Genomic DNA, 20,207 nt, shown 5'->3' on the forward strand with positions numbered 1-20,207 from the left:
GCCAGCTCCTATTCAGCAGCCACGCGCGCCGGCGCGGGCTTGAAATCTTCGGGGAAATGGGTGATCGAGCTCATCACCGGGTAGGGCGTGAAGCCGCCCAGCGCGCAGAGCGATCCGAACTTCATCGTGTTGCAGAGATCGGTGACCAGAGCCAGGTTCTTCTCCGGCTCGATGCCGGCGGCAATCCGGTCGATGGTCTCCACCCCGCGTATCGAGCCGATGCGGCAGGGCGTGCACTTGCCGCAGCTTTCGATGGCGCAGAACTCCATGGCAAAGCGCGCCTGCTTCAGCATGTCGGCCGTGTCGTCGAACACGGTGATGCCGGCATGGCCGATCAGCCCGTCGCGCTTCGCGAACTCTTCGTAGTCGAACGGCGTGTCGAACAGGCCGCGCGGGAAATAGGCGCCGAGCGGGCCGCCGACCTGCACCGCCTTCACCGGGCGACCAGTGGCCGTACCGCCGCCGATATCGTCGACGATTTCGCCCAGCGTCATGCCGAAGGCCGCCTCGAACAGGCCGCCGAATTTGACGTTGCCGGCGATCTGTATCGGGATCGTGCCGCGCGAGCGGCCCATGCCGAAATCCTTGTAGAAGGCAGCACCCTTGTCCATGATGATGGGCACGGAGGCTAGGCTGATGACGTTGTTGATCACCGTCGGCTTGCCGAACAGACCCTGGATTGCCGGCAGCGGTGGCTTGGCTCGCACCACGCCGCGCTTGCCTTCAAGGCTGTTCAGCAGCGAAGTTTCCTCGCCGCAGACATAGGCGCCGGCGCCGACGCGGATTTCCATGTCGAAGGCGTTGGGCGAACCCAGCACGCTGACGCCGAGCACGCCTGCCTTGCGGGCGACCTCGACAGCCTTGTTCATGACAGCCACCGCATGCGGATATTCCGAGCGGATATAGACGAACCCCTTGGTCGCGCCGGTGGCGATGCCGGCAATCGTCATGCCTTCGATGAGCACGAAGGGGTCGCCCTCCATAATCATGCGGTCGGCAAAGGTGGCGCTGTCGCCCTCGTCGGCATTGCAGACGATGTATTTGCGGTCAGATGTCGTATCGAGCACCGTCTTCCACTTGATGCCGGTCGGGAAGCCGGCGCCGCCTCGGCCGCGCAAGCCCGATTCCGTGACCTGTTTGACGATGTCGAGCGGCGCCATGGCCACCGCGTTCTGCAGGCCCTTGAGCCCGCCCAGTGACTTGTAGGCATCGAGCGATAGCGGGTCGTTGATGCCGCAACGCGCAAAGGTCAGGCGCGTCTGCTTGGCCAGGAACGGGATTTTGTCGGGCGCGCCCAGCCAGCGCTTGTGATGCCCGCCGGTGAGAAAGCCGCTGTCGAACAGGCTCTTGACGTCCGATGGCTTGACCGGCCCGTAAGCGACGCGGCCCTTTTCGGTCGCGACCTCGACCATCGGTTCGAGGAAATAGGCGCCGCGCGAGCCGTTGCGGACGATCTTGGCCTCGACGCCCCGTTCAGCCAGTTCCGCACGAACAGCCTTGGCGACCTTTTCGGCGCCGAGCGCCAGCGCGCCGGAGTCACCTGGAATGTAGATGCGCGGGATCATGAGCGTACCTCCGCGACGATCTCTTCGATCTTCTCGTCATCGAGCCGCCCGATCACCTCACCATCCAGCATCGCCGACGGTGAACAGGCGCACAGCCCGAGGCAATAGACAGGCTCAAGCGTAACCGATCCGTCGCGGGTGGTCTCATGGAAATCGATGCCCAACAACTGCTTGACCTTTGCGGCGATCGCATCCGAACCCATCGACTGGCAGGCTTCCGCCTGGCAGAGCTTGAGCACATGCCGGCCAGCCGGCCGGGCACGGAAATCATGATAGAAGGTCACGACGCCATGCACTTCGGCCCTCGACAGGTTCAGCCCATCGGCGATGACGGGCACGGCGTCCTGCGGCACGTGGCCAAATTCTTCCTGGATCTCGTGCAGGATCGGCAGCAGGGGGCCTTCGAGGCCCTTCAACTCCTGGATGATCGCCGCCGTGCGCGACTGTATCTCGGTACTTGCAGGCTGCATCGTCACGCAGCGCCCTCCCTATCGTAGCGATCGATGCATATAATCGTCCAAAAGCATGAAGCGGTTTTGGAACAACGACATGCCTACGCCGCTTAATCGCTAAGTGCTTAAGAAATCAGAGAAAACCTCTGAAATCAATAAAGCGGTTTCGTTGCACGATAGAAAATTTCTATCGTGCCGATTGACCAGTTATGACTAGCTCAGCGATTGGCGCGGAAATCGTCTGCCAGCGCCATCGCCTCGTCCAGCAGCGCCTGCACCAGCGGCGTGTGCGGTTCGCGCGGCGCGGCGACCAGCCCGACCGTGTGGCTGGCATCCGGTTCGACGATCGGAATGGCCCGGATCGGCTCGGAAAAACCGAATGTTTCCGCCAGGTTGAGCGGCATGATCGACGACCATTTGCCTGTCCGTATGTGGGAGAACAGCACGATCATCGAGTTGGATTCCAGTGTCGGGCGCACCTGCACGCCGGCCTCGGCCAGATGCTGGTCGATGATGCGGCGGTTCTGCATGTCCGGCGTCAACAAGCAGAGCGGCAGCTGGCTGATTTCGGCCCATGTCACTTTGTCGCGATCCGAATAGGGATTTCCGACCGCCGTGATCAGCTGGTAGCGCTCGTCATAGAGCGGCACGCTGGTCACCCGTCCGAGAGGCTCGTTGTCGAGATAGGTGATGCCGGCATCGACGTCGAAATTGCCGAGCAGCGACAACACCTCGATCGAGGTGCGCGACAGGATAGAGAAGGTGACGCCCGGATGCTTCTCGCGAAATGGCGTCGTAAGCCGCGCCACCATGGCGAGGGCGGTTGGGATGGCGGCAATACGGATACGCCCGGACAGGCCATGTCGCGCCGCCCGCATCTCTTCGCGCATGGTCCTGGAATCGCCGACGATGCGACGCGCCCACACCAGCACCTGCTTGCCTTCCGGCGTCAGCCCCTGAAAGCGCGAACCGCGATTGACCAGCATGACGCCGAGCTGGCCCTCCAGCTGCTTGATCCCGGCCGACAAGGTCGGCTGCGTGACGCCGCACGCTTCCGCCGCCCGGCCGAAATGCTCCTCCTTGGCCAGCGCGATGAAGAATTCGAGCTTGTCGATCATACCATCCGTCCGTTCGTTGCGCGCAAGGTCGGGGAAATTGCCTTTCGCCGCAAGCTCTACCCGCAATTGGCCATGCATCCACATCTTTGGGCCGGCTGGCTGTTTCCCCCGGCCGAACACGGCGCTATGTGGTTGGATGGAATACGAGGAGATCGGACATGCTGGGCTGGTTCCGCAAGCTTTTGCCGCGCGAAGATCGCTTCTTCGACCTCTTTGAACGGCATTCCCGCACCGTGGTCGGCGGCGCCGAGGCGCTGGAGCAGCTCCTGCAGGGCAAGGACATCGATCGTTGGTGCCAGAAGATCATCGATCTCGAGGACGAGGCCGATCATATCACGGCCGAAGTGCTGCTGGCGGTGCGGCGTTCCTTCATCACGCCCTTCGATCGCGGCGACATCAAGGACCTGATCCAGTCGATGGATGACGCCATCGACATGATGCACAAGACCGTCAAGACGGTGAAGCTGTTCGAAAAGAAGGAATTCGACCCGCTGATGCAGGAGATGGGCGGCGTCATCGTTGCCGCCTCCAGGCTGGTTGCCGAAGCAATCCCGCTGCTCAGCAAGGTCGGCACGCACACGGTACGCCTCAACGCCATCGCCGAAGAGGTGATGCGCGTCGAAAGCCGCGCCGACGATCTGCATGAGCAGGGATTGAAGGACCTGTTCAAGCGGCATGGCCGCAGCGATCCGATGGCCTACCTGATCGGCTCGGAGATCTACGGCCAGCTGGAGAAGGTGGTCGACCGCTTTGAGGACGTCGCCAACGAGATCAGCGGCATCGTCATCGAGAACGTTTAGGCAATGGAAGCCACCATCGCCTTTCCCGTGCTGATCGGCCTTGTCGCCGTCGCGCTGTTTTTCGATTTTCTCAACGGCCTGCACGATGCAGCGAACTCCATCGCCACCATCGTCTCCACCCGCGTGCTGAGACCGCAATATGCGGTCCTGTGGGCGGCTTTCTTCAATTTCATCGCCTTCATGTTCTTCGGCCTTCACGTGGCTGAAACTGTGGGAAAAGGTATCGTCGACGTCAGCATCGTCACGCCGGCGGTGATCTTCTCGGCGCTCGTTGGCGCCATCGTCTGGAACATCGTCACCTGGATTGCCGGCATCCCGTCCAGCAGTTCGCATGCCCTGATCGGCGGGCTCGTCGGCGCCGGCGTTGCAAAGGCTGGGCCCGGCGCCATCGTCTGGACCGGGCTTGGCAAGACGGTCGCCGCAATCGTCGTGTCGCCGGCGACAGGGTTTGTTCTGGCGCTGGTCCTGATCCTGGCCGTTTCCTGGCTGTTCGTGCGCCAGACACCGTTCGCCGTCGACAGCACCTTCCGCGTCATGCAGTTCTTTTCGGCCTCGCTTTATTCGCTAGGGCACGGCGGCAACGACGCCCAGAAAACCATGGGCATCATCGCCGTGCTGCTCTATTCGCAAGGTATGCTCGGCGGGACGTTCTACGTGCCGCTGTGGGTCGTCCTCACCTGTCAGACAGCACTGGCGCTCGGCACTTTGTTCGGCGGCTGGCGCATCGTTCACACGATGGGCTCGAAGATCACCCGGCTGAATCCGATGCAGGGCTTCTGCGCCGAGACCGGCGGCGCCATCACCCTGTTTGCCGCCACCTGGCTCGGCGTCCCCGTGTCGACCACCCATACCATCACCGGGGCCATCATCGGTGTCGGCGCCGCCCGCCGCGTCTCGGCCGTGCGCTGGGGCATTGCCGGCAACATCGTCATCGCCTGGATCGTCACCTTGCCGGCCACGGCTGCAATTTCGGCGCTCACCTACCTAGCGGTTGGCCTGGCAGGGTGAGGCGGACACCGGTGGTGCTTGGAGTCGCTGCCAATCTGCACTATCTGAGCCGCAGCCAAACGCCTTAGGGAATAATGCATGTCCGTCACCAAGGAAATCGTCACCGAGCGTCTGAAGACGGTCAACGGGCCGGACTTCACCGGCAACATCGTCGACCTCGGCATGGTTTCGGAGATTTTCATCGCCGATTCGAAAGTGTTTTTCTCGATCACCGTTCCCGCCGCCCGCGCACAGGAGATGGAGCCGCTGCGCGCTGCAGCCGAGCGTGTCGTCAAGGCGATCCCTGGTGTCGCCGGCGCCGTCGTCGCGCTGACGGCGGAGAAGAAGGGCGGCGGCATGGAGGCTCCGGTTGCGTCGCGTCCCGCGCCCAGGCCCGCACCGCCGGCTGCGCCAGGCGGGCCGCGCCCAGCTCCACACACTCCAGCCCCGCACGCCTCGGCCTCGCAAAGCTCGGGCAAGCGCGGCGTGCCCGGAATCGAGGCGATCATCGCGGTGGCGTCCGGCAAGGGGGGCGTCGGCAAGTCGACCACCGCTGTCAACATCGCGCTTGGCCTCGCCGCCAACGGTTTGCGTGTCGGCGTGCTCGATGCCGATATTTATGGCCCGTCCATGCCCAGGCTGCTCAACATCCATGGCCGGCCGCAGACCGTCGACGGCAAGATCCTGAAACCGATGGAGAATTACGGCCTTAAGGTGATGTCGATGGGCTTCCTCGTCGACGAGGAGACGCCGATGATCTGGCGCGGTCCGATGGTGATGTCGGCGCTGACGCAGATGCTGCGCGAGGTCGAATGGGGCCGCCTCGACGTGCTCGTCGTCGACATGCCGCCCGGCACCGGCGACGCCCAGCTGACCATGGCCCAGCAGGTGCCGCTGGCCGGCGCCGTCATCGTCTCGACGCCGCAGGACCTGGCGCTGATCGACGCCCGCAAAGGATTGAATATGTTCAAGAAGGTCGACGTGCCGCTGCTCGGCATCGTCGAGAACATGAGCTATTTCATCGCCCCCGATACCGGCAAGCGCTACGACATCTTTGGCCATGGCGGGGCGCGGCGCGAGGCCGAGCGCCTCGGCGTGACTTTCCTCGGCGAAGTGCCGTTGGAAATGGGCATTCGCGAAAGTTCTGATGAAGGTGCTCCGGTGGTGGCGTCGAAGCCAGACAGCGCCGAGGCGAAGATCTATCGCGGCATTGCTTCGAAGGTCTGGGACCGGGTCAACGAAGAACGCGGCGCGGCCGAAGCGGCGGTGCCGAACATCGTGTTCGAGTAGCTCGGATATCCCTCCCCTCAAGGGGGAGGGGAACCCACCTTCTCGCCAAAGCTTGAAAAGAACTGCAAGGCCAGCTTCTTCGAAGTCGATTCGATGAGCCGGCTGCCGAGTTGGGCGATCTTGCCGCCGACTTCGGCTTTGGCAAAGTATTTGAGGACCGTCGCATCCGGCCCGTCCGCCGTCAGCGTCACGTCGGCGCCACCCTTGGCGAAGCCGGCAATACCGCCCTTGCCCTCGCCCTGGATGGTGTAGGAGTGCGGCGGCTTCAGGTTCTTCAATGTCACCTCGCCGTTGAATGTCGCCTTGATCGGTCCGATCTTCAACACCACCGTCGCCGCCATTTCGGTCGGCGATTTCATCTCCAGGTGCTGGCAGCCGGGAATGGTCGCCTGCAAAACCTTCGGATCGTTCAGCGCGTCCCACACTTTCTGCAGGGGGGCGGCAATGCGTTCCTCGCCTTCGATCACCAAAGCCATCGACACCTCCCGGACAGACTTCGAAGGCCTAACGCACGGTCTGGTCTGTGTCTATCGCACCAAAGTCCGGTTGCGACGGTGCGCCCTCTTGCCTGCTTCCGCGCGTTGCCATATCGATTTGTCTTACAAATACGGAGACCATGATGGCAGGCGCCCCCACCGGAAAGAAGAAATTTCGCTCGCAGGAGTGGTTCGACAATCCCGACAATCCAGGCATGACCGCGCTCTACCTCGAGCGCTACCTGAACTACGGCCTGACGCGGGCCGAGTTGATGTCGGGCAAGCCGCTGATCGGCATCGCCCAGACCGGCTCGGATCTGTCGCCGTGCAACCGCCACCATATCGAACTCGCCAAGCGCGTGCGCGAAGGCATCGTCTCGATGGGCGGCATCCCCTTCGAATTCCCGTGCCATCCGATCCAGGAGACCGGCAAACGCCCGACCGCGGCACTCGACCGCAACCTTGCCTATCTCGGCCTGGTCGAAGTGCTTTACGGCTATCCGCTCGACGGCGTCGTGCTGACCATCGGCTGCGACAAAACCACGCCGGCGCTGCTGATGGCGGCGGCCACCGTCAATATTCCGGCCATAGCACTTTCGGTCGGACCGATGCTCAATGGCTGGCACAAAGGCAAGCGCACGGGATCCGGCACCATCGTCTGGGAATCGCGCCAGCGGCTCTCCGCCGGCGAGATCGACTATGACGAGTTCATGGACATCGTCGCCTCATCGGCGCCGTCGACCGGCTATTGCAACACCATGGGCACCGCCACCACGATGAACTCGCTGGCCGAGGCGCTCGGCATGCAATTGCCGGGCTCGGCTGCCATCCCGGCGCCCTATCGCGAGCGCGGCCAGATCTCCTATGAGACGGGCAAGCGCATCGTCGAGATGGTGCATGAGGATCTGAAGCCGTCCGACATCATGACGCGCAAGGCCTTCGAGAACGCCATTGTCGTCAATTCGGCGATAGGCGGCTCGACCAACGCGCCGATCCACCTCAACGCGATTGCCCGCCATCTCGGCGTGCCACTCACCAATGACGACTGGCAGACGGTCGGCCTCCATGTGCCGCTCATCGTCAATCTGCAGCCATCGGGCGAATATCTCGGCGAGGACTATCACCATGCCGGCGGCGTGCCGGCTGTGGTGGCCGAACTGATGAAGGCCAAGCTGCTGCCTTATCCCGAAGCGATGACCGTCAATGGCAAGACTATCGGTGACAATTGCAAGGGTGTCGCCAACGAGAACACCGACGTCATCCGCACCGTCGCCGAGCCGCTGAAGGCCAATGCCGGCTTCATCAATCTCAGCGGCAATCTGTTCGATTCCGCAATCATGAAGATGAGCGGCATCTCGCCGGAATTCCGCGAGCGCTATCTCTCCAACCCGAACGACCCGGAAGCCTTCGAAGGCAACGCCATGGTCTTTGACGGGCCGGAGGACTACCACGCCCGCATCGACGATCCGGCGCAAGGCATCGACGAGCACACCATCCTGTTCATGCGCGGCGCCGGCCCGATCGGCTATCCCGGTGGCGCCGAGGTGGTCAACATGCAGCCGCCCGCTTATCTCATCAAGAAGGGCATTCACGCGCTGGCCTGCATCGGCGATGGCCGCCAGTCGGGCACATCGGGCTCGCCCTCTATCCTCAACGCTTCCCCGGAAGCCGCCATTGGCGGCGGCCTGGCGCTGCTCAAGACCGGCGACCGTGTGCGCATCGACTTACGCAAAGGCACTGCCAACATCCTCGTCACCGACGAGGAAATCACGCGCCGCCGTGCCGAACTGCAGGACGATGGCGGCTACCACTATCCCAAGCACCAGACGCCATGGCAGGAAATCCAGCGCTCCATGGTCGACCAGTTCTCGGAGGGCATGGTGCTGAAGCCGGCGGTGAAATACCAGGACGTCGCGCACACCAGCGGCGTGCCGAGGGACAATCACTAAGCACCCGCTTGATATGAAAATGCCGGCCTGATCGGGCCGGCATGAAAGCCTTGGCGTAAGCTTGTTTGGATGGCGGCCTCAGGGTGGCGGCGGGCCGGACGAAGCGGCGATGGCTGTGATGCCGGAGAGTCGTCCTGCCTTGCGGATGACTGGTGTGTGATACTGTTTCTTCATAGGACCCGTTGCCCGTTTTAGATCACTGCTCGCACGCCAACTGATCCCACCTGTCAGTATGACATTGCAGTCCTCGTCAGTTTCGGGTTTTTTGACACGAAATCAAGAGGGGTCCAGAGAGTCGTCCATGATGATGGTTTTCCGCCACGGGCGTATCCTTGCCGCCTAGCCCGATCGACATTGCCCCGGTCGACATTGCTATTGTCGGCGCGGGCATGGCCGGTCTCTTCCTGGCGTGGCGCTTGTCCCAAAGTGAAAAGCCCGCAAGGATCGCTGTTTTCGAATCCGCCGGTCGCGTCGGCGGTCGGGCCTCCACGGTCTCATTTCCCGGAGAGCCGAACTTCGGCATCGATCTCGGCGCGATGATGCTGATGCCGCAACATCGGCTACTCAAAAAACTCATGGCGACGCTGGATGTAAAGCTGTCGGGTATGGACGTCGTCACCGGCGCCAACCGGCTCCATCTGCGCGGTAGGAGCCTGCCCTACGCCGCTATATCGCGCTTTGCGCCGCGCCGCCTGTTTGCCTATGACGTGACGCGTCGGCTGCAGGAAAAAGGCCCGTCCCGCCTGCTGCGAAAGGCGGCAGCACTGATCCTGCCGGGTTCGGAGGCCTTCGGCAGCGCCGAATGGAACGGCGCCGCAGGCTTCGTTTATGGCGGCCGCAAGCTGGCGGATTGGGCGACTTGGGATGTGCTGGCGACGGTCTTGACCCCGGAGGAAATGGCTTTTGCCGAGGACGCGGTGGGCTATTCGTTGCTCCTGCGTGGACCCAACGCCGCCGAGACGTTCAGGCTTGCGCTCGGCGAGCTGAGCGGCGGCCGCTCCTATTGTTCCCCCGATGGCGGGTTCCAGCCGGTTGCGGAGCGAATGGCCGGGCGGATCGCTGTCAGCGGCGGCGCCGTCCATCTCGATCACACCGTGACCGCCATCGCCCGCTCGGCGCAAGGGATGGTCTTGTCTGTCGAGGGGCAGGGCGGGACGGTCGAGGCGCGCAAGGTCGTGCTGGCGTTACCGGTCCGCCCCCTGCGGACCCTGCTGGAAAAGTCCGGCATCGAGCAGCCCAGCGATCTGCCGGCACCGGAACCCTGGCCGATGCTCACGCTGGCCGCCTGCTATGCCAGCCCGTGGTGGGCTCGAAACGGCATCGCGGCCGGCCACAGCGTGACCGATCTGCCGGCTCGCCAGATATGGCAGTTCACAAAAGCGGACGCTCGCGACGCGACGATTCGTCGGAGCGTCGCCATGGCCTATTGCGATGGCAAGCACATGGTATTCTGGCGCTCACTGCTGCCTGAGCTCGCTCGGCGCCACGGCTTTGCGGTTTTGGCCGAGGGACATTCCGCGCTGGAGGCCTTTCACGGCCAGATGGTCGAAGTCCATGGCAAACACGGCGCCATCTCGAAACCCATCGGCGGGTTTGCGCAGGATTGGGGTGCGCCGGCCTATGGCGGCGCGTCGCATGTCTGGGACCGTGGCATAGATATCTCCGGTATAAAACTGGCGAGCCATACGCTCGCTCCGGGCATTCATGTCTGTGGCGAAGCGTGGTCCAACAATCACGGCTGGATCGAGGGCGCGCTGGAAAGTGCGGAAGACCTGTTGCAGCGGGAATTCGGGCTCGACGCCTGGCTTGCCTGAGACTCCGCAAGGGCGATGAAAAACGATCCTACATTCCCATATATGAGTGGTCGGCTATCGGACGGAAAGTATCAACGTGACTAAACGGCGCTCTTCAATCGGTTTCCTCGGCATGTTCGGTCGCTCCGGCGATTTGCGGGAACTCGACACCGCGCTGCGCGGCGCCGATCTGCATCCGGCGCTTGTCCCTGAGGGGGTAAAGCTCACCATCGTCAATTTGATGAAGGATTATTGGCCGGACGAGCCGCCGCCGGACGCCTACCGGTCCGTGGCGCAGCTGTTTGGCTATTGCATCGCAGGCCCACAAACCTTCGAGCAGGCCAATGGGCCGGAGCGGCGGCTGGACGCTGAGCGCCGCATCGAGGCTGCGCTTGAAACCGGCGACAGCCTGGATGCCCAGATCGTGTTGATGGCGCTGCATGGCAAGCTGATCAGCGCCGAAGTCGTCGAGCGCTTTGGGTTAAGTGCGGATTGACATACGTAAGGTGAAGCTTACCCGCCCATGCCGCTGCGTGGCAGCTTGATCATCTCGCCGAAGCGGGCGCGCAATTTGTCGTCGAGCAGCTTCGGCACATGGCGCGGGAACCGCTCGGCAAGCACGCGCTTCTTTTCGATGATCGCCCGCTGCAAGATGTCGGGCCGGCCCTTCTCGTTCCATTCCTTGGGCGAAAAGCGGTCGCCGACGGCCGGATAAAAATACTCGGTCTGCATCAGGCGCAGCGTCTGCTCGTTGCCGAGATAGTGGCCTGGGCCATTCATGCAGACTTCGGTGATGGTGTCGATCGACAGCGCTTCGTCGGTCACTTCGATGCCGCGCACGCAGCGCAGGCAGTGGCCCAGCATGTCATTGTCTATGATCAGGCTCTCCAGGCAAAAGCCGAGCAGCGAGGCATGCATACCTGCCGATTCATAGACCAGATTGAGGCCGGCAAGACCGGCCATCACGTCGGTGATCCCCTTTTCATAGCCGGACTGGATGTCGGGCAGTTTCGAATCCGTCATGCCGGCGGCCGAACCGCCCGGCAGATCGTAGAACTGCGCCATCTGCGCGCAGGCCGAAGTCAGCACGGCCTGCTCGGCCGAACCGCCCGACATGGCGCCGGTCCTGAGGTCGGAGACGAACGGCCAGGTGCCGAAGATCGCCGGATGCCCCGGCTTGATGGCGTTGACATAGATGAGACCGACCAGCACTTCCGCCACCGCTTGCACCACAGTGCCGGCAATCGCCGCGGGAGCGGTGGCGCCGGCCTGGCCGGCCGATAGCAGCAGGATCGGGATGCCGCCTTCGACACAGGCTTCGAGCACGCCGCAGGCGTCCTCGGCAAACTTCATCGGCGGCACGACGAAGCAATTGGAGTTCGACACGAACGGCCGGGCGCGAAAGTTCTCCTCGCCGCCGGCGATCGCATAAAGCATTTCCAGCGCCGGCTGCACGTTCTCGCGCACCGTGAACGAGGTGCCGACATGCTTCGACGTGCCCATCACGCAGGCGTAGAGCGTGTTGAAGTCCATTTCGAGCGGATCGGGAATGTCGCGCGGCACCATCGGCCGCTGGAAGAAATGGATGTTGTCGAGCCCTTCGACGAGGCGAGCGGCATCATAAATGTCCTGCACCAGCGACTCGCGGTATTCGCGCTTTTCGACATCGACCAGATGCACCGCCGCACCCGCCGTGCCGTAATGCACGCGCTTGCCCTGGATCAGCATGTCATGCCTGGGGTCCTGGCCGTGCAGCATAAAATTCCTCGCCGCTTTCTTGATCGTGTCCATCACAAGCCCACGTGGGAAACGGATGCGGCCGTCATCGCCATAGACGGCGCCGACCCCGGTCAGCGCCTCGATGCAGGAGGGAATGGCATTGGCGAAGCCGACGGTCTCCAGCAGCGTCAGCACCGCTTCATGGATGCGCTCCTGGTCGTTCTGGTTGAGCGGCCCGTAGCTGCCGCCTTCGAGGCCGGCGCGCACCGGCCGGATATCGTCGGCAAGCGGTGCGGCGCGCATGGCGCGGCGCGCTTCGCGCCCGCCGGATCGGCGCGAACGCTGGTCGGCTGATGTATCTTTAGGAGCCGCATCCTGCTTCTCAACAGCCACTGACATGGGGGGCACTCCACCTTTAGCTTGCGAAACACGACGCGGTGATCGGTCCACCGTCGGCCTGCTTCGTCCCTCTGTCAGCCGACTATGCCGTTGCCATTGGCCCAGCCTATGGGCCAGTCAACGCAGCCGAGTATGCCAGAGAGCTAATGCAGAATGTTGGTGATCATGCCAAGGGCCGGGCTGTTCAAAGCCCCGGCACAGGCAAATCAGGCTGCAGCGGGCCTGCGTCCGGCTGCGGTCGCGAGCTCGCGAATACCCGGCTCGATGTGCTGCAGTGCGATCGAGGAAATGCCCAAGCGCATGAAACGCGACGGCTTTTCGGTGCGATCGAAGAAGCGATCGCCCGGCTCGATGATGACGCTGCGCGAGGCCGCGGCCTCGGCCAGTCCACGTGAATCGGTGCCACGCGGGCCTTCCAGCCAGAGCGATGTGCCGCCGGCCGAATCGGTCGAGCGCCATTCCGGCAGGAATGCGGAAATCGCATGGACCAGACGCTTGCGCCGCTCGTCGAAGGCCGACGACAGCCGCCGCACCAGGGCTTCGTGATGGCCGAGCGACAGGAACAGCGCGACCGCGCGCTGGTTGTTGGCCGGCGGGTGCCTGAGCATGAAGCGACGCAGCGCCCTGAGCTCGGAGATTAGTCCAGCCGAAGCGACGATGTAGCCAAGCCGCAGGCCCGGAGCCAGCGTCTTCGACATCGAGCCGACATAGACGACGCGACCCGAGCGATCGAGGCTCTTCAGCGCCTGCTGCGGCGCCTCGTCGAGAAGCTGGCTGTCATAGCCGTCCTCGATGATGATCTGGTTGTGGCGGTTGGCGCGCGCCAGAAGGTCCTGCCGCCGCTCCGCCGACAGCGGCACCATGGTCGGGCAGTGGTGGCTGGGGGTGACGAAGACAAAGCCGGAATCGTTGGGAATGGACGAGGTGACGATGCCGGACTGATCGACCGGAACCGGCTGGATTTCGGCGCCTGCCAAGCGGAAGATCGAGCGCGCGTCGGGGTATCCCGGGTCTTCCATCGCGACCTTGGAGCCCTTTGTCATCAGCAGTGTCGCCAGCATATAGAGCGCGTTCTGGGCGCCCAGCGTGACGATGATCTCGTCCGGATTGGCGAAGATGCCGCGCCGCGGCAACAGCCGCGCCTGGATCTGCTCGATCAAGAGCGGATCGTCACGATCGACCATGTCGGAGGCCCAGTTGCGGATTTCGAGCACGGCCAGCGCCATGCGGTTGCACTCACGCCATTCGGCGGTCGGGAACAGCGCCGGGTCGAACTGGCCATAGACGAAGGGGTAGGACGACTTGATCCAGTTGTCGTGCTTGGCCGGCGGCGGCATGTCGCTGGCGGCGATCTGCCGGCGTGCCTTCCAGTCGATCTCGTTCTGCTGGTCGGGCGCCTTCTGGTGCGGCTTGGCCGGGGTGGCCAGCACATCCGGATTGACGAAATGGCCGCGCCGTTCACGCGCCACCAGGAAACCCTGATCGACCAATTGCTGGAACGCCAGCACCACAGTGCCGCGCGCGACGCCGAGTTTTTCAGCCAGGATGCGGCAGGACGGAAGCGGCATCGAAGCGGCAATCTGCCGGTCGAGAATGGCGGCGACGATCGCCTGACGGATCTGCGCCTGCAGGGTCTGGCCCGATTCCGCCGAAATCCGGAACAGGCCGGACCATATGGCCGTGTCGTTACGCTGTGGCATGGAAGGTGTTCCTCGATGGCCAGTCTTTTTTGCTTGGCTGGACCAGCGGAAGGTAACCGTGGCACAAGGGGTTGCGCCAATCAATTTTTCTGATCGCTGGGATTTATGCCAGTGATCTATGCGCGACGCGCAGCGTCGTCGCATCCCCGGGTGACGCTTGCGTCATCCCGCAGCGCGGACGCCCGCGCGACGCGCAGCGTCGTCGCGCCTCATTATCCCCAGCGCGATGCGAAGCGTCGTCGCTACTCCCATCACATCATCAAGCGCGACGCGCAGCGTCGTAGCTCCATCACATCGCACTATGCTGCACTGCGTCATCCCCACGCATTGAAACATGCGGAATTCGGCTCGATAACGTCACCCCGACGACACGCGCCGGAAACATCCGGTCTGATAAGATGTCGTGAAAAAACGATCAGGAGCCGGCAGTGGATCATTCCTCCTTCGACAAACAGCTTGTCGCCTTGCGTGCTGCGCGCGCGGCGGCATCGGGCACGATGCGCGAGGCTTTTGCCGCCGACCCCAAGCGCTTCGAGACATTTTCGGCCAGCGACGGCGACCTTTTGCTCGACTGGTCGAAATGCGCGGTCGACCAGCGCACGATGGAACTGCTCGAGAAGCTCGCCGCCGCCGCCGATCTCGAAGGTCGCCGGGCCGCAATGTTTTCCGGCAAGAAGATCAACATCACCGAGGATCGCGCCGTGCTGCACACGGCGCTACGGAACCTCTCGGGCAAGGGCGTCACGGTCGATGGCCAGGACGTCAAGGCGGATGTGCTGTCCGTGCTCGACGCCATGGGCGCCTTCGCCGATGCCATTCGCTCCGGCAAGGCCGCCGGCGCCACCGGCAAGAAAATCACCGACATCGTCAACATCGGCATTGGCGGCTCCGATCTCGGCCCGGCCATGGCGACGTTGGCGCTGGCGCCCTATCACGACGGCCCGCGCGCGCACTACGTCTCCAACATCGACGGCGCCCATATCCACGACACGCTGAAGGGCCTGTCGGCCGAAACCACCCTGTTCATCATCGCCTCGAAGACCTTCACCACGGTTGAGACGATGACCAATGCCGAGACGGCACGCGAATGGGTGCAGAAGGCGCTCGGCAAGGAAGCAGTCGGCAAGCATTTCGCCGCCGTCTCGACCGCGCTCGACCTGGTTTCCAAGTTCGGCATCGAAGCGGATCGCGTGTTCGGCTTCTGGGACTGGGTCGGCGGCCGCTATTCGCTGTGGGGCGCCATCGGCCTGCCGGTGATGATCGCCATCGGCCCGCGCAACTTCCGCGCCTTCCTCGATGGCGCGCATGAGATGGACGAGCACTTCCGCACCGCACCCCTGCAGAAGAACCTGCCTGCGCTGCTTGGGCTGGTCGGCTGGTGGCATCGCGTGATCTGCGGTTATCCGGCGCGTGCCGTCATCCCCTATGACCAGCGACTGTCCAGGTTGCCGGCCTATCTACAGCAGCTCGACATGGAATCGAACGGCAAGGGCGTCACCCTCGACGGCACGCCGGTGACGACGCCGACCGGACCGCTGGTCTGGGGCGAGCCCGGCACCAATGGCCAGCACGCCTTCTTCCAGCTGCTGCACCAGGGCACCGATTTCATCCCGGTCGAGTTCCTTGCCGCTGCCGTCGGCCATGAGCCTGATCTCAAGCACCAGCACGATCTACTGCTTGCCAATTGCCTGGCCCAATCGGAAGCGTTGATGAAGGGCCGCACGCTGGACGAGGCGCGCGCGCAGATGCTGGCCAAGGGCATGAAGCCGGCCGATGTCGACAGAATAGCCCCGCACCGCGTCTTCTCCGGCAACCGCCCATCGGTGACGATCCTCTACCGCAAGCTCGACCCGCGCACCTTCGGCCGGCTGATCGCGCTTTACGAGCACCGCGTCTTCGTCGAAGGCACTCTGTTCAACATCAATTCCTTCGACCAATGGGGCGTCGAGCTCGGCAAGGAGCTGGCGACCGGCCTGTTGCCAGTCGTGGAAGGCAAGGAGAGCGCCGCCAAGCGCGACGCATCGACGGCCGGGCTGGTGGCGCGCATCCAGCAACTGCGGGGGGCGCAATGAAAAATCCGGCCGACATCAAGGGCATATTGTTCGACAAGGACGGCACGCTTGTCGATTTCAACGCGACCTGGCTCGGCATCGCCGATTTCATGGCCATGGATGCTGCCGAGGGCGATCGCTGGAAAGCCGACAGGCTGCTTTCAGCGGCGGGCTTCGATTTTGTCGCCAAGCGTTTCAAGCCGGATTCCATCTTCGCCTCGGGCACCAACATGGATGTCGTCGAACTATGGTTCCCGCGCCTGTCCGACGAGGACCAGATGCTGGCCGTCGCCCGTTTCAACGAGATCACCTCGGTGCAAGGCTCATCGATGGCGGTGGCCTTGCCCGGCATCGTCGCGGCGCTGACGGCTCTGCACAAGCGATCCTACCGGCTCGGCGTCGCCACCAATGATTCGACTGCCGGTGCCGAAAAGACCATGGTCACGCTCGGCGTCGCGCAGCTGTTCACCGCCGCCTATGGCTATGACGCGGTCGCCAATCCGAAACCGGCGCCGGACACGATCGTCGCCTTTTGCGACCTGACCGGGTTGAAGGCGTCCGAGATCGCCATGGTCGGCGACAACCGCCACGACCTGGAGATGGCGCGTGCCGGCGGCTGCGGCCTGGCGGTCGGCGTGCTCTCCGGCACCGGCACGCGGGAATCGCTGGCGTCGATCGCCGATGTCGTTCTGGATTCGGTTGCCGACTTGCCGGACTTTCTGTCGGCGCGGGTCAAGGAGACGGTCTGACGGGGGCCTGGGGCAAACTCAATTCGGCTCGGGATTTCCCCGCCAATGGCCGAGTTGGGGGAAGCAGCCATGAAACTATGGAGCTTCTGGTTTGTTTTCGGACATAGTGGGCTACTCATCAGCAGAGCAAACGTACCCGCATTTGCCGCACCTGATCTTGGCGCTTGCGTTATCGATGTCTTCGCCAGGCTGAAGCTCGAAGCCGCGATTTTCGCACTTTGGGCAAACTATGAAGCCGATATGTTGAACAACTTTAATCCACGCCATTCGACTTCTCCTATCAACGGCTAATCCAATCTATTTTCTGCCCCTTGAGGTTTGTCCACAATGAGTAGAATCCGGCCATTCAGAGCGACTGGGCTTTGCCGCGTCGCGCTAGCAATCTTCCGGCTCGAACCAAAACACACCGCTCGGCTTGGTCACATCACCCTTTGCGTCGCCGAAATCCGGCACCTGATATTCGGCGAGCAATCGTAGCCGCGACAGCGGCAGGTCGGCGCGGCGGGGATCGCCGACCAGCACCTCGATGCCGGCTGCCAGGCAGCGGTCGAGGAACGGGATCACCCGCAGAGCAACCTCGCGGCCGTAGAACACGTCGCCGGCAAGCACGAGGTCGACGGCCGGCGGCGGGCCTGTGGTGATGTCCTTGTCGACAATGGTGATCTCGACGCCGTTGGCCGCGGCATTGATGCCGATCGCGGCGACGCCGTTGCGGTCGATCTCGGCCGCGATCACCGCGCTGGCGCCGGCCTTGGCGGCGGCGATGCCGACAAGGCCCGAGCCGGCGCCGAGGTCGAGCACGCGGCGGCCGGCCACGCTTTGCGGATGGTCGAGTATATAGCGCGCAAGCACGGCGCCGCCGGCCCAGGCATAGGCCCAGTAGGGCGGCTGCGGCTCAGCTTCGTGCTCCTTGGTTTGGCTGCCGTCTTCCGGTCCATGAACTCGCCACTCGACAAGCCGCCTCAGGCCGCTGCCGGAATGAGCCGTATAGAGCTGGATTTCACGAAGGGCGGGAACGGGCGCAAGCCGCAGGTTCGCCTTGATGAACACTACTGCATCGGGACGCCGACTATCGTCCGCCATCCCGCCGTCGCCAGGCTCGCCGTTCAAACTATTCCCGCAGCGCCCGGCGCAAAATCTTGCCCACCGGCGTCTTCGGCAGCTCGGTCCTGAACTCGATGTATTTGGGTCGCTTGTAGCCGGTCAGGTTCTCGCGGCAATAGGCGGTCAGTGCCTCGACGGTCAGCGCCGGGTCCTTCTTGACCACGAACAGCTTCGGCACCTCGCCCGAATGCTCGTCCGGCACGCCGACCGCCGCCACTTCGAGCACGCCCGGATGCTGGGCGACGACTTCCTCGAGTTCGTTGGGATAGACGTTGAAGCCGGAGACCAGGATCATGTCCTTCTTGCGGTCGACGATCTTGGTGTAGCCGCGCTCGTCCATGAAGCCCATGTCGCCGGATTTGAAGAAGCCGTCCTTGGTCATCACCTTGGCGGTCTCGTCCGGCCGGTTCCAGTAACCGGCCATGACCTGCGGCCCGCGAATGCAGATCTCGCCGACCTCGCCGAGCGGCAGGTTGTTGCCGTCATCGTCGCGGATGACGATCTCGGTCGACGGCAGCGGCAGGCCGATCGTGCCGGTGAAATTGCTGTCGCTGAACTTGTTGGCGGTCGCCACCGGCGAGGTCTCCGACAGCCCGTAGCCCTCGGTGATCGAATTGCCGGTCAGCGCCTTCCAGCGCTCGGCAACCCCCTTCTGCACCGCCATGCCGCCACCCAGCGTCATGATCAGCGGCTTGAAGTCGAGCTTGCGGAAATCCTCGTTGTTGAGCAGCGCGTTGAACAGCGTGTTGAGGCCGGGGAAAATGTGCATCGGGTATTTCTGCAGCTCCTTGACGAAGCCGGGAATGTCGCGCGGGTTGGGAACGAGCACGTTCTGGGCGCCCTGCTGCATGCCCATCAGCGCGTTCACCGTCAGCGCGAAGATATGGTAGAGCGGCAGTGCGCAGATGAAGTTGAGATGCGCCGGTTTCGGCTTGATCGCGTAGGCGTCCTGCAGCCATAGCGTGTTCTGCGCGACATTGGACAGCACATTGGAGTGCAGCAGCACAGCACCTTTGGAAATCCCCGTGGTTCCGCCGGTATATTGCAGGAAGGCGATGTCGCCGGCCTCCATCTTGGCCGGTTTGAAGGCGATGCCGGCGCCGGCTTTCACCACCGCATTGAACTTGACATGGCCGGGCAGCGACCAGGCCGGCACCATCTTCTTCACCCGGCGCACGACGAGGTTGACGAGCGTGCCCTTGAGGCCGCCGAGCATGTCGCCCATCGCCGCGACCACCACATGCTTGACCGCCGTCCTGGCAATCACCGCCTCCAGGGTGCTGGCGAAATTCTCCAGAATGACGATCGCCTGCGCGCCGGAATCCTTGAGCTGGTGTTCGAGCTCGCGCGGCGTGTAGAGCGGATTGATGTTCACCACGACATAGCCGGCGCGAAGCACGGCCATCATCGCCACCGGATATTGCAGCACATTCGGCATCATCAGCGCCACGCGTGCGCCTTTCTGCAGGCCCTTCGATTGCAGATAAGCGCCGAAAGCGGCCGATTGCCGCTCGAGTTCGGCATAGGAGATCGACTTGCCCATGCAGACGTATGCCGGCTGGCCGGAAAACTGCTTGCAGGCGCCGACGAGGAAGTCGCCGATCGAACTGTAGGGCAGGGCGCCGATCTCCGCCGGCACGACTTTCGAATAGCTTTTTAGCCATGGCTTTTCCGGCAAGCCCGCGGCAAGCGCCGTCAGCGTATTCGGCAGTTTTTTGGCCGCGCCCGGCGACGGCTTCGAGGCGGGCTTCGCCGCGGCTGTCTTGGCGGCTGGCGGCTGGGCGGGCTTTGCAGCAGGTGCTGTCTTCGCCGCGCGCTTGACCGCAGGTTTCGCCGCCGGCTTGGCGCTTGCCTTCGCCGGCGTCGAGATTGCCGTTGGCTTGACGGCGGGAGTGGCTTTGGCCGGTGGCGCTTTCGACTTGGCGGCAGCGGCGGCCGGTTTTGAAGCTTTCGCCGCTTTTGCTTTCGCCGGGGCCGTTGTCTTTGTTGCTTTCGCCACCTCTAGCCTCCCTCAGTCGTTCTGTTGCCTGCTCCATGCTGCGCCGCCTCGATGTG

The 20,207-nt window shown here is 63.4% G+C and carries 17 protein-coding genes; 9 read left to right on the top strand and 8 right to left on the bottom strand.

Features of this window, described 5'->3' with window-relative positions:
• Positions 1-8 precede the first annotated feature (8 nt).
• The 3 genes from X750_RS160775 to X750_RS160765 form a co-directional block, all read right to left on the bottom strand.
• Positions 9-1,565 carry an NADH-quinone oxidoreductase subunit NuoF gene (locus X750_RS160775; RefSeq protein WP_023738146.1) on the bottom strand — a complete coding sequence of 519 codons (1,557 nt, stop codon included), beginning with the start codon at positions 1,563-1,565 and terminating at the stop codon, positions 9-11.
• The gene (locus X750_RS160770; protein ID WP_023738147.1) at positions 1,562-2,041 is read right to left on the bottom strand and encodes a formate dehydrogenase subunit gamma; all 480 of its coding nucleotides are present in this window, start codon (positions 2,039-2,041) and stop codon (positions 1,562-1,564) included. The genes X750_RS160775 and X750_RS160770 overlap by 4 nt, the downstream gene beginning before the upstream one ends.
• Positions 2,042-2,235: 194 nt before the next feature.
• Positions 2,236-3,135 carry a LysR family transcriptional regulator gene (locus X750_RS160765; RefSeq protein WP_023688790.1) on the bottom strand — a complete coding sequence of 300 codons (900 nt, stop codon included), beginning with the start codon at positions 3,133-3,135 and terminating at the stop codon, positions 2,236-2,238.
• 158 nt (positions 3,136-3,293) lie between these two features.
• Between X750_RS160765 and X750_RS160760 the strand changes: the two genes are divergently transcribed.
• The 3 genes from X750_RS160760 to X750_RS160750 all read left to right on the top strand — a co-directional run bounded on the left by X750_RS160760 (position 3,294) and on the right by X750_RS160750 (position 6,212).
• Positions 3,294-3,935 (top strand): DUF47 domain-containing protein, encoded by a 642-nt coding sequence (locus tag X750_RS160760; protein WP_023673429.1) that lies wholly within the window; start codon positions 3,294-3,296, stop codon positions 3,933-3,935.
• 3 nt (positions 3,936-3,938) lie between these two features.
• Positions 3,939-4,943, top strand: a complete 1,005-nt coding sequence (locus tag X750_RS160755; RefSeq protein ID WP_023703518.1) for an inorganic phosphate transporter — start codon at positions 3,939-3,941, stop codon at positions 4,941-4,943.
• A 78-nt stretch (positions 4,944-5,021) separates the two neighbouring features.
• Complete coding sequence (locus X750_RS160750; protein WP_023703517.1) at positions 5,022-6,212, top strand: Mrp/NBP35 family ATP-binding protein; 1,191 nt, start codon at positions 5,022-5,024, stop codon at positions 6,210-6,212.
• Positions 6,213-6,229: 17 nt separating this feature from the next.
• Here X750_RS160750 and X750_RS160745 read toward each other — a convergent pair whose 3' ends face one another.
• Positions 6,230-6,688 (bottom strand): carbon monoxide dehydrogenase subunit G, encoded by a 459-nt coding sequence (locus tag X750_RS160745; RefSeq protein ID WP_023712599.1) that lies wholly within the window; start codon positions 6,686-6,688, stop codon positions 6,230-6,232.
• 143 nt (positions 6,689-6,831) lie between these two features.
• Here X750_RS160745 and X750_RS160740 point away from each other — a divergent pair, with 143 nt between their 5' ends.
• From X750_RS160740 to X750_RS160730, 3 genes are all read left to right on the top strand, one after another.
• Complete coding sequence (locus X750_RS160740; protein ID WP_023712598.1) at positions 6,832-8,637, top strand: IlvD/Edd family dehydratase; 1,806 nt, start codon at positions 6,832-6,834, stop codon at positions 8,635-8,637.
• 332 nt (positions 8,638-8,969) lie between these two features.
• Positions 8,970-10,451, top strand: coding sequence for an FAD-dependent oxidoreductase (locus tag X750_RS160735; RefSeq protein ID WP_023746663.1), 1,482 nt, complete (start codon positions 8,970-8,972; stop codon positions 10,449-10,451).
• Between the two features lie 76 nt (positions 10,452-10,527).
• Positions 10,528-10,926, top strand: coding sequence for a hypothetical protein (locus X750_RS160730; RefSeq protein ID WP_023725813.1), 399 nt, complete (start codon positions 10,528-10,530; stop codon positions 10,924-10,926).
• A 17-nt stretch (positions 10,927-10,943) separates the two neighbouring features.
• On the opposite strand, the gene X750_RS160725 is transcribed toward X750_RS160730, so the two are convergent.
• Positions 10,944-12,548, bottom strand: a complete 1,605-nt coding sequence (locus X750_RS160725) for a trimethylamine methyltransferase family protein (RefSeq protein WP_023746664.1) — start codon at positions 12,546-12,548, stop codon at positions 10,944-10,946.
• Between the two features lie 206 nt (positions 12,549-12,754).
• Positions 12,755-14,248 (bottom strand): PLP-dependent aminotransferase family protein, encoded by a 1,494-nt coding sequence (locus X750_RS160720; RefSeq protein WP_023669484.1) that lies wholly within the window; start codon positions 14,246-14,248, stop codon positions 12,755-12,757.
• Positions 14,249-14,712: 464 nt separating this feature from the next.
• On the opposite strand from X750_RS160720, the gene pgi reads away from it, so the two are divergent.
• The 3 genes from pgi (at position 14,713) to X750_RS160705 (ending at position 17,339) form a co-directional block, all read left to right on the top strand.
• Complete coding sequence (gene pgi / locus X750_RS160715) at positions 14,713-16,320, top strand: glucose-6-phosphate isomerase (RefSeq protein WP_245271802.1); 1,608 nt, start codon at positions 14,713-14,715, stop codon at positions 16,318-16,320.
• The gene (locus tag X750_RS160710; RefSeq protein ID WP_023688783.1) at positions 16,317-17,048 is read left to right on the top strand and encodes an HAD family hydrolase; all 732 of its coding nucleotides are present in this window, start codon (positions 16,317-16,319) and stop codon (positions 17,046-17,048) included. The genes pgi and X750_RS160710 overlap by 4 nt, the downstream gene beginning before the upstream one ends.
• 69 nt (positions 17,049-17,117) lie before the next feature.
• Positions 17,118-17,339 (top strand): hypothetical protein, encoded by a 222-nt coding sequence (locus X750_RS160705; RefSeq protein WP_156932359.1) that lies wholly within the window; start codon positions 17,118-17,120, stop codon positions 17,337-17,339.
• Positions 17,340-17,423: 84 nt separating this feature from the next.
• Here X750_RS160705 and X750_RS160700 read toward each other — a convergent pair whose 3' ends face one another.
• Both X750_RS160700 and X750_RS160695 read right to left on the bottom strand, forming a co-directional pair.
• Positions 17,424-18,131 (bottom strand): 50S ribosomal protein L11 methyltransferase, encoded by a 708-nt coding sequence (locus X750_RS160700; RefSeq protein WP_031242494.1) that lies wholly within the window; start codon positions 18,129-18,131, stop codon positions 17,424-17,426.
• A gap of 28 nt (positions 18,132-18,159) precedes the next feature.
• Positions 18,160-20,151, bottom strand: coding sequence for a long-chain fatty acid--CoA ligase (locus X750_RS160695; protein ID WP_023746668.1), 1,992 nt, complete (start codon positions 20,149-20,151; stop codon positions 18,160-18,162).
• Between the last annotated feature and the right edge of the window lie 56 nt (positions 20,152-20,207).

Source organism: Mesorhizobium sp. LNJC391B00 (genome assembly GCF_000502535.1).
Classification (GTDB): Bacteria; Pseudomonadota; Alphaproteobacteria; order Rhizobiales; family Rhizobiaceae; genus Mesorhizobium.

Coding starts and splice junctions, on each gene's coding strand:
- X750_RS160740 (WP_023712598.1), top strand. CDS start 6,832: ATGGCAGGCGCCCCCACCGGAAAGAAGAAATTTCGCTCGCAGGAGTGG.
- X750_RS160700 (WP_031242494.1), bottom strand. CDS start 18,131: ATGGCGGACGATAGTCGGCGTCCCGATGCAGTAGTGTTCATCAAGGCG.
- X750_RS160775 (WP_023738146.1), bottom strand. CDS start 1,565: ATGATCCCGCGCATCTACATTCCAGGTGACTCCGGCGCGCTGGCGCTC.
- X750_RS160710 (WP_023688783.1), top strand. CDS start 16,317: ATGAAAAATCCGGCCGACATCAAGGGCATATTGTTCGACAAGGACGGC.
- X750_RS160760 (WP_023673429.1), top strand. CDS start 3,294: ATGCTGGGCTGGTTCCGCAAGCTTTTGCCGCGCGAAGATCGCTTCTTC.
- X750_RS160720 (WP_023669484.1), bottom strand. CDS start 14,248: ATGCCACAGCGTAACGACACGGCCATATGGTCCGGCCTGTTCCGGATT.
- X750_RS160765 (WP_023688790.1), bottom strand. CDS start 3,135: ATGATCGACAAGCTCGAATTCTTCATCGCGCTGGCCAAGGAGGAGCAT.
- X750_RS160750 (WP_023703517.1), top strand. CDS start 5,022: ATGTCCGTCACCAAGGAAATCGTCACCGAGCGTCTGAAGACGGTCAAC.
- X750_RS160725 (WP_023746664.1), bottom strand. CDS start 12,548: ATGTCAGTGGCTGTTGAGAAGCAGGATGCGGCTCCTAAAGATACATCA.
- X750_RS160755 (WP_023703518.1), top strand. CDS start 3,939: ATGGAAGCCACCATCGCCTTTCCCGTGCTGATCGGCCTTGTCGCCGTC.
- X750_RS160705 (WP_156932359.1), top strand. CDS start 17,118: ATGAAACTATGGAGCTTCTGGTTTGTTTTCGGACATAGTGGGCTACTC.
- X750_RS160745 (WP_023712599.1), bottom strand. CDS start 6,688: ATGGCTTTGGTGATCGAAGGCGAGGAACGCATTGCCGCCCCCCTGCAG.